Source organism: Pseudoclavibacter helvolus, from assembly GCF_049707175.1.
Lineage (GTDB): Bacteria > Actinomycetota > Actinomycetes > Actinomycetales > Microbacteriaceae > Pseudoclavibacter > Pseudoclavibacter helvolus_A.
Window position 1 is genome coordinate 73,428 of record NZ_JBNAFM010000005.1, and the last position, 12,860, is coordinate 86,287.

The window sequence follows — 12,860 nt, forward strand, 5'->3', positions numbered from 1 at the left end:
CAAGGTCACCCAGCCTCGGATGTTCTCGCTGATGAGAGTAAGCGCAATGCGAAGTTCGCGAATCAAGATTTCTCCCGCAGCCAGCGGCCGCTAATCGTGCTGCGCCCACCGAGCGGAGGCACAAAAGTATCGCAGGTTTCGCCCGCGTCTCGCCAAGGATAGCGTGCGTGGCGTTACTTCGTGGAGGCGGAATCGGTGTGCAGGTGTGTCCGAAACGCGCGGGGTCTGGGTCCCAGGAATCCGCTGTCAGATCGTCATTCGCGGCGAAGCTCCTTCTGAGTGCTATCGGTCGTGGAGCCATGGATTCGGGGAGCTCCCGTGGGTAAGTTTTACTGCGACGATGCGCGAGAAGACCCTGCGGGTGGGAGAGGTCAGATTCATTTGAGTGCAGCACCGGTCGAACGGGACCGTGTGGATGGACCTTCGGGACCTTCGATGAATCGCCCCGGGCTTACTGGAGGTTCTTTACTCCCCGGAAAAGGGCCGGCACCATGACGACGGGTAAGAGGAAGCGTCCGCATGAGCTGAAGGACCGAGCAAAGCGGCTCGCGCGCGAGCCTCGCGATGAGCCGGGCGGAAACAAGAGCACGTGCACCAGGGTCGGCAGCAGCTCGAAATTCCGACCGACACGCAGCGCGGATAGGTGCATCGCGCGGACGTCGCCGCGGCCGTGCGTTCGGGCGCACCTGGCTGTCTCTGGGTTGCTGAATTCACCTCCGTTCGCTTGTTCCAGGGTTGGGTCCCCGCGGCCTTCGTGCTTGACGTGTGCTCCCGCTGCATCGTCGGCTGTCAGCTCTTCACGAGCATCATCGCGGATTGGGCCCACAAATCCGGACCGCGGATTACTGCTCGCCACATTCGCGGACGATGCCGCTTCCAGAGGCCGGAGCGTCCTCGGTCGCACCGCGCGAGTTCAGAGACGCTGGTGGCAAATGGCTGCGCCATCCGGCGCACGGGGACCATCAGGGGGAACATGCGTAGGACGCACATCGTCGCGGGAGCCATCGTCGCGACCGCGCTCATCTGTGTCAGCTCGGCCGCCGCGGCCGGTGCCGCGACCATGACCAACGAAGCGGGGCCGATCACCTCGCTCACCACGGCGCCCGACCTCACCTGCAACGCGGACGTAACGGGTGGCTCTGATGCACCGCACTTCGAGCTCGGGACTTCCTGCCTGACCGCGGTCGTCGCGAGTGGCACGCTCAACGCGCCAGCAGCCTATTCATTGCCTGGCTTCCCGGATGGCGAAACTCGAATGCAGGATTGGTCGCCCATCAGCCAGGAGACTTCGGGCAGCGGCTCGCTACTCGACCCCACGTGATCTCGACCGTCGTGGCCGGCGACGGGGTCAAGGTCACACAGATCGACACCTATGCATCCGGCTTATCGTCCTTCACCACTTCAGTGAAGGTCGAGAACCTTGGTGATGCCGCTCTCGAGCCGATCGTCTATCGGGTCGCCGATTGCGCCCGCACCCCGTACGACGTGCTCTCCTACGCCGCAGCACCGACAGGTGATGGCTCAGCCGCCTGCAACAGCATCAAGGGCATCCCCACGGGCCCCTGGGGTGAAGGAACAACACCGGGCGATGACCTCGCGCAGCTCGTTCCGCTCACCGAGGGCAGCAAGTTCGAAGTTGATCAGGGGCGAGGCATCGGGGCGCACATCGCACTCGCGGCAGAATTCAGTGACATCGCGCTAACACTCGGCGGAGCTCGCGACAACTACATCGGCTTGAGCTGGAAACTGGACCTCGCTCCGGGGGCCTCGTCGACAGTCGCCTTCCAGACCCACTTCTCGACGAACGACAAGCGAGCGGTTCCAGCCGAGCTGACGTCAGAAGACGCCGAGAACGGGGAGAAGGCCGTGACGGCCTCCTTCGGTTCGGCCGAGGTGCCGGTTGCTCCCTCCGGTGGACCACTCGTGAGGCTTCCCGCAGGTGCGAGCTACGTCGAGGGCTCGTCCACGATCGGCGAACCAATGGTCATCGGCGATGTCCTGATGTTCACGGCCCCCATCGGGACCACAGACACCAGATTCTCGTTCCGAGTCGCGGGCGGCGAAGCCGGAGTCGTCGGCGACCTGGAGCTCACCGGTTCGACAGCAGACGGTGTTGACTACGTGCGGACCAGGCTGCCGATCGAAATCGCGCCGTTCACGCCGGAACCAAGCACGACGCCAACACCGACATCAACCCTGGCGCCGACGTCGGCGCCGCCCACGCCGCCGACCGCCTCTGTGTCGTCATCACCGACTGCAATTGCGACTGCAACGCCAGCTCCAACTGCAACAGCTGCGGCACCCACCACCCCCGCCGCAACGCCGACGTCGGGTGCACTCGCCACCACGGGGATGGAAAGCAACCTGGCACCACTCGGCATCGGCGCCGGAGTCACCGTGCTCCTCGGCGCTACCATCGCCACCCTTGCCTTGCGCCGCCACTCGAAGAGTGAGCAGAGCTAGGGCCAGCCAGAAACAGCGAGGAGGCCGGCGTGCGCTTACCTGACAGGTGAGGGCACGCCGGCCTCGTCATCAGAAGAACATCTCCAGCGTCAGCCGGAGCGCCTCCTCCGTCAGCACCGCGGCCGTCGACAGCCCGGCCGTCGCGATCAGCGCGCCGGGGTGTGCAAGCCCGACGACGACGGCACGCAACCTCGGCTGTGCCGCGAGGAACGCATCCGGAACCCTCGAGCGCTCAGGCGATGGATGCTCGCGCCAACCGCGCAGCTTCGAGAGGAACCAGGCGCAGCGCAGCAGGAAGACGAGCCAGATCGCGAGCACGACGGGCAGCGTGAGGCCTGCGAAGAGCTGCACGCCTGAGTAGGTGATCTCGTCTTCGCGATTCTCGGCCACGAGCTGCAGCAGCGTCGAGAGGCTGGCGCTCATCACGACCGAGACCGTCCAGGCGGCGAACCCGACGATGAGCGTCACGAACCGCACGAAGAAATGACCGAACACGGAGTCGTGCTCGTCGAGGTGGCTGCGCGGTGTGTGCAGGAGGAGGGCGACGGTGGATGCGAGGGCCGGCAGCGAACCGACCACCATGACGGCGACCCAGGCGGCCATCGGCCAGTCCCCGAACCAGCCGAGCACGGTGACCCCGCCGAACACGACGAACCACGCCCAGTTCCAGAGCAGCGGATGCGCGACGAGCGTCGACGGCAGGATTCGGTCGACCGCGGCGAGCAGGGGATGCGCTGCGGTAACCCTCTCGGGGATCATGCGCCCATCGTATTCGCCGACCCGGAAGTCGCCTAACGCCGAAGTTTGCTTATCCGGACACTCTCGTCTTCGTGTATTTTCAAGCGCTTTGGGTGGATACGGGAACAGCAAATTCGATGTCATGAAATTGGCCATCGAATAGTCCAGCACTATAGGCCACTTGTCTTTCTGGACCGGAACAATCTCGCTACCGTTGCGCTGTCAGAAGGCCGCAGGCGGGGAGATCCCGCGGCCAAACGCGAAGGTCCCCCGGCTTTCGCTCTTACGTCCTCAGGGGGTTGGACATGACCGAGTCAAACAGGGGTCGAACGCGTGCTGGCGTGATCGATCGCAGGAATCTGCTGGGAGTTGCGGCCTGGTCTGCACCCGTCATCGCTTTCGCCGTCGCGGCGCCAGCGACCGCCGCATCCAAGGTTGAGTACCAGGCCTTCAGCGGCTCGCACATCCGTCTCGTCACGGAGGACATCGAGCGCAACGGCGTTGTCGTCGCGACGCCGACCTTCGCGCTACGGGGCGAAGCTGACAACCCGATCGTCTACTTCGGCACCAACACGAGCGGCCTCACCGCGACGATCACCAACTACGTCGCGACCTACAAGCTCCCGTTCGCCGTTGACTGGGACGAGATCGACCCGAACTGGAACGTGAGCGAGTCCGCACCCGTCGATGGCTACTACACGTACACGATCACGCCCAAGGCGCTTCCTGGAGATCCGTTGCGGATGGAGCTCCCGCTCAGTACAGGGCGTCCGGATACCGCCAACTCCACCAACTCGATGGCGGCCCCGCAGTTCCACGGCATCGCCCGCCCTGGTACCTGGACGCTGGGCGGTCCGCGTTCCTTCGATGTCTACAGCGTCAAGCATTACGACTTCATCGCCCAGCTGCCATCCGGAGACGTGACGGACTCGTTCCACCGCGAACGCCTCACGGGCGGCGTCTAGTAGACCCCAGATGCACCTGTTCGGGGCGGTCAGAGCGCGAACTCTGCCCGCCCCTTTGTGTGTCCCGGCAATACAAGGCCGAGTTTCGCCAGCGATCTTGGCTGATGCATCCACAGGGCAGTTCTCCCCATGACTGGACCGACCCAGTCGGGTTAGCGTGAAAGCTCGCGAGGTCGGCTCAGACGGGGGTCAGTCGCCGACCCGCTCGACGCGAGGGATCCTTTCTCGCGCCGGAATCAAGGGGGGAACACCTATGGCAATTCACGACAACGAAAATGCGCAGGAGTCGCCGACGGGGCGACGGGGCGTGCTCGGCGCCGCTGCGTGGGCGGCGCCCATCATCGCGGTCTCGATCGCGGCGCCGGCCAGCGTGGCATCCGAGAATGAGTCTCCAGCCTGACCGCCAGCGCTCCGAGACTTCAGGAGTCGTCGGGGTTCGGGTGAGGCGCGTCACCGCGCCTGCCGCCCTCCCGCTCCCGTAGCCTGTGCTGGTGAACGCACGCAGACGAGGGCTGGTGCGACGCGCGATCTCGATCGCCTGCGTCGCGCTGGCCCTCGTCGCTGCCGTCGCCGTGGCGGGGTTGCCGCTCTTCGTCTTCCCGTCGACCGACGAGCCGCGCGAGGTCGACGCCATCATCGTGCTCGGCCCGCCCCGCGAGGCGCGCATCCACGCGGCGCAGCAACTGGTCGCAGACGGGTACAGCGACACGATCGTCATCGCCGTCGACGACTACGGTGTCGACTCGGCCATCAACATCGAGGCGTGCGCACCGGATGCGGCAGCAGGGCCAGCGGGATCCGTCACGCGCTGCCTCATCCCGGAGCCCTTCACGACCGCCGGCGAGGCGCTCATGGTCAAGCGGCTCGCCGCCGCGGAGGGCTGGGAGAGCGTCATGATCGTGACCAATGTCACCCACATCTCGCGGGCCCGCATGATCTTCACCGACTGCCTCGGCGGGGGAGTGCTCGCGACCGACGACGGGGTCGGCATCGAGGACTCCAACTGGGCGTGGATGTACGCCTACCAGTCGGCCGCGTTCGTGAAGGCGCTCGTCGCGCCGACCTGCTGACCCTCGAGGAGTTCTGCGCGCGCCCGCCAGTTCCACAGGGGATGTCGGTCGTACTCGATACGGTAGTTGCATGACGACACGTCGCAACGAGGGGGCAGCATGACCGCGCTCGACCACACCACCGTGCAATGGCGCAGGGTGTCACCCAAGTACATCTGGTCCGAGCTGATCGGCGCCTTCTTCTGGGCACTCATCGCGCTCGCGGGGGTCATCGCGATTCTCGTGATCCCCGAAGTGCCGAAGTGGGTCGTCGTGTTCCCTGGCGCGGGGCTCCTCGCGATCCTCGTCTCCATCCCGTTCGAGTGGCGACGCGTGCGCGCGATCGGCTACCAGCTGCGCCAGGACGACCTCGTCTTCCGACGCGGCCTGTTCTGGAGCCGCATGGTCGCCATCCCGTACGGCCGACTCCAGCTCGTCGACATCCAGCGCGGACCACTCACGCGCATCTTCGGGCTCTCCTCGCTCAAGGTCGTGACGGCCGCGGCAGTCACCAACGTCACCATCCCCGGCCTCGGCTGGCAGGACGCGGAGAAGCTCCGCGACGACCTCGTCGCCCTCGCCGAGACGCGCCGAGCTGGCCTCTGATGAGCGCGCCAACGCCTCCAGGCAACTGGCAGCAGCCAGGAACGCCGCCACCGCCCTCCGCGCCGGTGCCAGGCGCGCCGTTCGGTGCGCCAACGGGCGGACCGAGTGGACCTGGTGGTCCCGGTGCACCTGGTGGACCGCCGCGCGGTCCGGCGCTCGGGCAGGGCTCCGACCTCATCGACGGCGAATGGCACCGACTGCACCCGCTCACGCCGCTACTTCGCGTCGGCGTCTTCGTCATCGCGATCGGGGCGTTCCTGATCAACCAGTCGTGGCAGACGATCACCAGCTTCCTGTTCCCGCAGCTCGATGAGTACAGCGGCAACGAGTACGACCCCACCACGATGGTGCTGCGCAACGAGGGCTGGCTGCTCTGGGCCGCCATCGGCACGATCGTCGTGATCCTCCTCCTCGGCCTCGCCAGCTACCTCTCGTGGCGCTTCGCGCAGTTCCGGGTCAGCGACACCACGATCGAGCTGCAGAGCGGCGTCCTGTTCCGCAAGAGCCGACAGGCGCGACTCGACCGCGTGCAGGACATCAACATCCAGCGCCCCTTCATCGCCCGACTCGTCGGTGCGTCGAAGATCGACATCGGCGTCGCTGGCGAGAACGCGAACATCCAGCTCGTCTACGTGCGCACGCGCGACGCCGACGGCATCCGCGCGGGCATCCTGCAGCGCGCATCCGGTGCCAAGCGCAACGAACGGCAGGCGCAGGCCCACTCCGGGCAGCCCGGGCAGCAGTCGGACGGCCAGCCTTTCGGCGTCGGCCAGCAGGCGGGCGTCGGCCAGCACCCCGACGGGGCAGCTCGACAGGGCCAGCAGAAGCCGCCGACGGCCGAGCAGCTCCGCGACCGCGCCTCCGAGTTCTTCGCGCAGCGCGTCGAAGAGCTCACGAGCCCCGAGCTCGCGCCGGGCGAGGCCGCGCCGCAGTCGGTCGTGCGCCTCCCACCGTGGCGCCTCGTCGTCGCCAACCTCGTCAACCCCTGGCTGGTTGTTGTCCTCGTCGCGCTCGTGGCGGGCCTCATCGTCACCTTCACCTTCGGGTTCTGGTGGCTGCTCTTCTCGATCCTTCCCCTCGGCGCCGTCTTCTTCGGTGTGACCGTCGGCCAGATCCTGCCCTCCCTGAACTACAGCATCGCCGCAACCCCAGACGGCGTCCGAGTCGGCCGAGGCCTCCTCACGACGAGCAACGACACCGTCCCACCCGGCCGCATTCACGCCGTCCAGGTGTCGCAGCCCCTCTTCTGGCGCCCCTTCGACTGGTGGATGGTTCGCATCACTCGAGCAGGCACGGAGCAGGTGTCGTCTGACGGGTCGCAGAACCAGGCCGCGCTCACCCGCAACCTCGTGCTGCCGGTCGGCACGCGCGCCGAGACCGAGCGCGTGCTGGCCCTGCTCCTCCCGATGCTCGTCGACAACGAAGTGCGCCGCCTCATCGAGCTCGGCATGTACAGCAAGGGCGACGACGACTACTTCGTCACCGCGCCCAAGCGCGCCGCGTGGATGCGCCCCTTCTCTTGGAAGCGCCACGGATTCCGACTCGACAACCGGGCCCTGTACCTGCGCTTCGGCGCCTGGTCGCGCAAGCTCACGATCATCCCGGCAGAGCGGATGCAGTCCATCGGCCTCGACCGAGGGCCCATCGGGTACTTCGCCAACGTGGTCAACCTGCACGCCCACACGGTGCTCGGCGTCGGCGTGACCACCCGCATCGGCATGATCGACGGCAACATCGGCGTCCGCCTCTTCGACGACGTCTCTGCGGTCGCGATCCGTGCCGCCAGCCTCGACACGTCGCACCGCTGGCGCGAAGCCGCCACGCTCAGCGCCATCGCAACGGCACGCATGCGCGTCGCCGATGCCGAGGCACGCGGCATCCCCGTCGACAGCCAGACCATCGCGGTGCTGCAGGCTGAGCGCGAGTACCAGCAGGCGCTCGCGCAGAGCGGAGTGCAGGGCACCTCGACGCCGCCCGTCTCCCAGCCCCCGGCGGCGCAGCACGCCGCCCCCGAACCCGACCTCGCGCGGATCCCCGCACAGTTCGGTTCGGCCGGCTCGGCGCCGTCCGCGCCGGCTTCATCGGCGCCGGCGTCGATCGGTCCGGTTCCGGATGCGCCGGGCGCGGTACCCGGAGCGCCCGCCGGCGGCGCCTGGGCTCCGGTCTCGTGGGAGCCCGTTGCGGCTCCTCCCGCCATTCCCGACTCGGCAATCGACACGACGCCGACGCCCATCCAGGCGCCCTCCACCATCGGCCCCGTGCCGGCGCGACCGAATCCGCTGGGAGCGCCGAACTCGGAGTCGGCGCCGTCAGCCGCGCCGGCCCCGGTTTCGCCAGTTGCACCGGCTCCGGAGCCGGTGCCGCCCGCAGGGCCGAGCTTTGCGTCGGCACCGCCAGTCGGACCGACCCCGGCGTCTCCAGTCGCACCGACCCCGGAGTCAGCACCGCCAGCAGGGCCGAGCCCGGAGTCGGCGCCGCCAGTCCAGCCGAGCACCGCATCGGCGCAGCCAGCACCGTCGCAACCGCTCACCCGGCGGCAACTGCGCGAGCAGCGCCAGAACGGCGGCTCGTCAGCGGACCTCCCCGGCGCGCGATCCGTGCCCTCGCCCGAGGACGGCGCGTGAGCACTCGAGAGGGACGCCTCGGCATCGGCCTGGTGGGGGACTCACCCACCGGGCTGATCGTCGCAACCGCACTCGCCGGCGCCGGCCACGCGGTTGTCGGAGTCGCCACCCGCTCCGACGCAGCCTCTGAACGCGCCGCCGCGATGCTCCCCGGCGTGCCCAAGCTCACCGAGCGCCAGGCGATCGAACGCAGCGAGCTCGTCATCCTCGCCTACGACGACAACGAGCTCGAAGCGCGCATCCTCGAGCTCTCCAAGACCAAAGCCTGGGTGGCCGGCCAGCTCGTCCTGCACACCGTCGCCGGCCACGGCACCGCAGTGCTCGGCACGGCCCTCGACCGCGGCGTCATCCCGCTCGCCGTGCATCCAGCGATCGAGATCACCGGCACCAGCCTCGACCTGCACCGTCTCAAGGAAGCCTGGTGCGCCGTCACCGCGCCGCGGCCCGTCCTGCCCATCGCGCAAGCGCTTGTCGTCGAACTCGGCGCCGAACCCGTGATCATCGCAGAGCAAGACCGACCCACCTACGCGGAAGCCCTCAGCACGGCGACCACCTTCACCAGGTCGATCGTCAAGCAGGCCACCGAGCTCCTCTCGGGCATCGGCGTCGAGAACCCCGGCTTCATGCTCTCCAGCCTCGTCCGCTCCGCAGCAGACAACGCCCTCGCCGACGCCAACCCGCAGCCCCTTGACCCGCGCGACGGTACGCTTCCTGAGGTGGACCCGCGCTCGTAGCGGCCGCCGCAGTACCGAGGAGGGCTCTTGCCACACGTTCTGACCACCATCGCCGAAGCGAAAGCAGTGCTCCGGGAGGTCGGCAAGACCGACACGATCGCGCTCGTGCCGACCATGGGGGCCCTCCACGACGGGCACCTCTCGCTCGTCGACATCGCACAGCGCAGCGCCACGAAGACCGTCGTCTCGGTCTTCGTGAACCCCATGCAGTTCGCGCCGGGCGAAGACTTCGAACGCTACCCGCGCACCTTCGACGACGACCTCGCCAAGCTCGACGCGGCCGGTGTCGACTACGTCTTCGCCCCGGCGGTCGACGATATGTACCCGGACGGGGTGAAGCAGACGCGAGTCGTCGGCGGCTACGCCGCGGGCATCCTCGAAGCCGCCCACCGGCTCGCGCACTTCGACGGCGTGCTCACCGTCGTCACGAAGCTCTTCAACATCATCCGTCCCAACACCGCCGTCTTCGGCGAGAAAGACGCGCAGCAGCTGTTCCTCGTGCGGCGCCTCGTGCTCGACCTCGACCTCGACATCGACGTCATCGGCGCACCCATCGTCCGTGAAGACGACGGGCTCGCCCTGTCCAGCCGAAACCGCTACCTCTCCGCCGACGAGCGCACCGCCGCGCTGAGCCTCGTCCGGGCGCTGTCGGCCGCTGCGTCCAACGGCGACCGGGGCATCCGCGAGATGATCTCGCAGGCCCAGGGTGCCCTCATGGACGAGAAGCTCGTGAAGATGGACTACGTCTCCATCGTCGACCCCGAAACGTTCACACTCGTCAACGAGGCCTACCGAGGCAAAGCCCTCGTGCTCGTCGCGGCGCGCGTCGGCACGACCCGCCTCATCGACAACATGAGCGCCTACGTCGGCGAGTACCGCTGACCCGCAGATGCACACGTGGGCGCAGCTGCCCCTCGTCGAAGGGGCCCACCGGGTCACGGTGACCAGGTTGCGCCTCTTCGCGCGCGTCGCCGTGCAGCAACTGGTCCTCGGCGAGGGTCGCCTCGTGGTGCGACGGATGCGCGACTCGCGCCTCACCTCGCGGGTGACGGTGCTGCTCGACGGCGGCGGATTCACCGCCACGGGTGACGACGAGGCCCAGGTGCGCGTGGAACCCGGGGGCGGGATCCTGCACTCGGAAGAGACCCCGCTCGAGCTCGACATCACCGAACCAGCCACCGTGGTGTCCCTCGTGGGGCTCGTCGGCGACGACGGGCGACAGGAGTCCGCGATGCCCGCGAGCGGCGTGCTGCAGCTCAAGCCCTCGCCGCTGATCTCCGGGGTCTCCGGGTTCGGGCTAGCGCTGCTGGCAGACCGCAAGCCCGGAACGAACCACGACAGCCTGGCCCTCGAACGCATGGCCCGCGTCATGGTGCGCGAGGTGCTCCTGCACGCGCGGGGCGCATCCCAGATTCCGGAACGCCCGGGCACGTATGAGCGGGCGGTCCAGCTCATCCAACGCGACGCGACACGGGCTGACTGCACCGCGGCGAGCCTCGCCGCCGAGCTCAACGTCTCGCTCCGCAACCTCGAGCGCTCCTTCCAGCAGCGCGGCGGCACGGTCCGTCGCGCGGTCCGGGACGCGCGCATCCTGCACGCCATCGACCTGCTGCGCGACCCCTCGCGGGCCGGGCTCACCGTCTCGCAGATCGCCAGCTTCGCGGGCTTCAGCAACGGGTCGGCCCTCGCGCGGGCGATGGCGGCCTCGGGGCGCCAGACCCCGAGGAGCTACCGACAGGGGTAAAGGTGAACGCCCTGATCCCCGGGTGTTTCGGCCGATCTGCGGCATTTTGTACTGGTCCAATTTCGTGCCCAGTGCGACAGGTTTGATACTTGAAACGTCACAAACTCCGTGAATCTGCATCGATCACCGGCATGACTGCCAGTCTCCCTCCCGGCAGCGAAGCCACGAGCACGCGCCATTCCCCGTTCCCCCCTGGCGCTCGGCACGCGCCTCGGACCTCCTGGCGGCAGTGCGCGAGCGCGCCGTCACGTCAGGATCCCCGCACATGACCACCCAACCAACCCCCGCAACCGAGTCGCGCCCAGCTCGCCGCGCCCTCCTCGCGACTGCCGCCTGGAGCGTCCCCGTGCTCGCCGTCGCCACATCCGCCCCGCTGGCAGCCGCATCCACCACGAACGTCGTCGACTGCGTCGTGAGCAACGGCAGCTGGATCCTGCCAGGAGGGAACCTCTACGTCGACGGCCGGCAGGGCACGCCAGCCGGCACGAACGGGAACTACACGACCGGCTGGACGCCGATCAAGCCGGGCATCTGGAACGGCTCCGCGACCGTCCAGGATGCAGGCCACGCCACCATCGACTGGTGGAACGGCCCGGAACGCCCGGGGCACCCGTCGCCGCTCGGATTCATGTCGATGGACGACCGCGACAATCGGCCAGAAGCCAGCGACGAGCCACTGCTCGTCGTCACCACCTTCCAGCTCCAAGGCGTGGCCGGAGTCACGTACAACCTCGACCTTCCCGTCTACGTCGGCGCCGACTACCTCGGCCAGCAGTACCTCGACATCCAGGTGGCAGGCCCCGGCATCTCGCAGACCATCGCCCAGGGAGCGGCCGGCACGGCATCCATCACCTCGGTGCCCGCCGCCTACGCCAGCCACGCACCGCTCGGGGCGTCGCAGGTGTTCACGGCAAGCCTCACACCCACCGCGAACGGGCCGATCACCTTCACCTACACCTTCGCCCTGCCGAAGGTCACGGGCACCCCGCAGCAGAACGCCGACATCTGGGTGCAGACGCCCCAGGTCGCAAACTGCCCGACTCCCGCGGAGTAGACCGCCCAGGGGTCGTGGCGTTGCTACGCTGAACGTTCCACGACCCCTGGGAGAACCCGCATGAGCTTTCGTATCCTGACGGTCTGCACCGGCAACATCTGCCGATCGCCGCTCGCCGAGCAACTCCTGCGCGACGGCCTCAAGGAGCTGCCCGGGGTGACCGTCGAGAGCGCGGGCACCGGAGCCCTCGTCGGCAGCGGCATGCCCCAGCAGGCACTCGCGCTCGCCGCGCAGTACGGGGTGACGGATGCGGAACAGCACGTGTCGAGGCAGCTGACCGAAGACATCGCGCGCGGCGCGGGACTCGTGCTGGCGCTCTCCCGCGAGCACCGCCAGCGCATCGTCGAGCTGGCCCCCTCAGTGGTGCGCCGCACGTTCACGCTTCGCGAGTTCGCCCACATCGCCAGCCAGGTCACCGCGGAAGACCTCGAGGAGACCTACGAAGCCCCCGGCGCAAGCTCGGGATCTCGCAGGTCGCGTCGCGAAGCCCTCGAAGGTGCATCCGACGGTGCCAGCACGGGTGCCTCAGAACAAGACATCGTGACTGCAGCCCTCACCGCTGCCGTCGGCGCGGCCGCGCCGCTCCGCGGCGTCATCGCCCCGCTCGAGAACGCCAGTGACTACGACGTCGTCGACCCGTTCCGCCGTTCCGACGAGACCTACCAGCGCTCGGGGCGCGAGCTCGTGCCGGCCGCCGAGACGATCGTCTCGTACCTCGAGGGTGTCGTCGACTGGGCGAAGGCCCGCACCTCCTAGTCCTTCCGCTGCGCCACAACGGCCGCCGGGGTCTCTGACCCTGGCGGCCGTTGTTTGTTGCGCGCGGGATTCGAGTGGGAAGAAATGCGCGAGATTTGGCCAGAATCTTACATACGACCCGCTTGTT

At 68.1% G+C, this 12,860-nt stretch carries 13 protein-coding genes; 12 read left to right on the plus strand and 1 reads right to left on the minus strand.

Annotated elements, in window-relative coordinates; all coding sequences use genetic code 11:
* Positions 1-973 precede the first annotated feature (973 nt).
* Entirely contained in the window at positions 974-1,321 is a 348-nt protein-coding gene (locus ACPYN9_RS05540) for a hypothetical protein (RefSeq protein WP_424464664.1), read from the plus strand.
* Positions 1,318-2,463, plus strand: a complete 1,146-nt coding sequence (locus tag ACPYN9_RS05545; protein WP_424464666.1) for a hypothetical protein — start codon at positions 1,318-1,320, stop codon at positions 2,461-2,463. Before ACPYN9_RS05540 ends, ACPYN9_RS05545 begins: the two co-directional genes overlap by 4 nt.
* Positions 2,464-2,532: 69 nt before the next feature.
* Here ACPYN9_RS05545 and ACPYN9_RS05550 read toward each other — a convergent pair whose 3' ends face one another.
* Positions 2,533-3,222 carry a hypothetical protein gene (locus tag ACPYN9_RS05550; RefSeq protein WP_424464667.1) on the minus strand — a complete coding sequence of 230 codons (690 nt, stop codon included), beginning with the start codon at positions 3,220-3,222 and terminating at the stop codon, positions 2,533-2,535.
* Between the two features lie 284 nt (positions 3,223-3,506).
* On the opposite strand from ACPYN9_RS05550, the gene ACPYN9_RS05555 reads away from it, so the two are divergent.
* From ACPYN9_RS05555 to ACPYN9_RS05600, 10 genes are all read left to right on the plus strand, one after another.
* The gene (locus ACPYN9_RS05555; protein ID WP_424464669.1) at positions 3,507-4,166 is read left to right on the plus strand and encodes a hypothetical protein; all 660 of its coding nucleotides are present in this window, start codon (positions 3,507-3,509) and stop codon (positions 4,164-4,166) included.
* A 253-nt stretch (positions 4,167-4,419) separates the two neighbouring features.
* Positions 4,420-4,566 (plus strand): hypothetical protein, encoded by a 147-nt coding sequence (locus ACPYN9_RS05560; RefSeq protein WP_424464670.1) that lies wholly within the window; start codon positions 4,420-4,422, stop codon positions 4,564-4,566.
* Positions 4,567-4,657: 91 nt separating this feature from the next.
* Positions 4,658-5,236, plus strand: coding sequence for an ElyC/SanA/YdcF family protein (locus ACPYN9_RS05565; RefSeq protein WP_424464672.1), 579 nt, complete (start codon positions 4,658-4,660; stop codon positions 5,234-5,236).
* A 99-nt stretch (positions 5,237-5,335) separates the two neighbouring features.
* Positions 5,336-5,821, plus strand: a complete 486-nt coding sequence (locus ACPYN9_RS05570; RefSeq protein ID WP_424464674.1) for a PH domain-containing protein — start codon at positions 5,336-5,338, stop codon at positions 5,819-5,821.
* The gene (locus ACPYN9_RS05575; RefSeq protein ID WP_424464676.1) at positions 5,821-8,445 is read left to right on the plus strand and encodes a PH domain-containing protein; all 2,625 of its coding nucleotides are present in this window, start codon (positions 5,821-5,823) and stop codon (positions 8,443-8,445) included. Before ACPYN9_RS05570 ends, ACPYN9_RS05575 begins: the two co-directional genes overlap by 1 nt.
* The gene (locus tag ACPYN9_RS05580) at positions 8,442-9,179 is read left to right on the plus strand and encodes a DUF2520 domain-containing protein (RefSeq protein WP_424464677.1); all 738 of its coding nucleotides are present in this window, start codon (positions 8,442-8,444) and stop codon (positions 9,177-9,179) included. Before ACPYN9_RS05575 ends, ACPYN9_RS05580 begins: the two co-directional genes overlap by 4 nt.
* Before the next feature lie 27 nt (positions 9,180-9,206).
* Positions 9,207-10,061, plus strand: a complete 855-nt coding sequence (gene panC / locus ACPYN9_RS05585; RefSeq protein WP_424464679.1) for a pantoate--beta-alanine ligase — start codon at positions 9,207-9,209, stop codon at positions 10,059-10,061.
* Between the two features lie 7 nt (positions 10,062-10,068).
* Positions 10,069-10,923, plus strand: a complete 855-nt coding sequence (locus ACPYN9_RS05590) for a helix-turn-helix domain-containing protein (RefSeq protein WP_424464681.1) — start codon at positions 10,069-10,071, stop codon at positions 10,921-10,923.
* 265 nt (positions 10,924-11,188) lie between these two features.
* Positions 11,189-11,977 (plus strand): hypothetical protein, encoded by a 789-nt coding sequence (locus ACPYN9_RS05595; RefSeq protein WP_424464683.1) that lies wholly within the window; start codon positions 11,189-11,191, stop codon positions 11,975-11,977.
* A 60-nt stretch (positions 11,978-12,037) separates the two neighbouring features.
* The gene (locus ACPYN9_RS05600; protein ID WP_424464684.1) at positions 12,038-12,733 is read left to right on the plus strand and encodes a low molecular weight phosphatase family protein; all 696 of its coding nucleotides are present in this window, start codon (positions 12,038-12,040) and stop codon (positions 12,731-12,733) included.
* Positions 12,734-12,860: the final 127 nt, after the last annotated feature.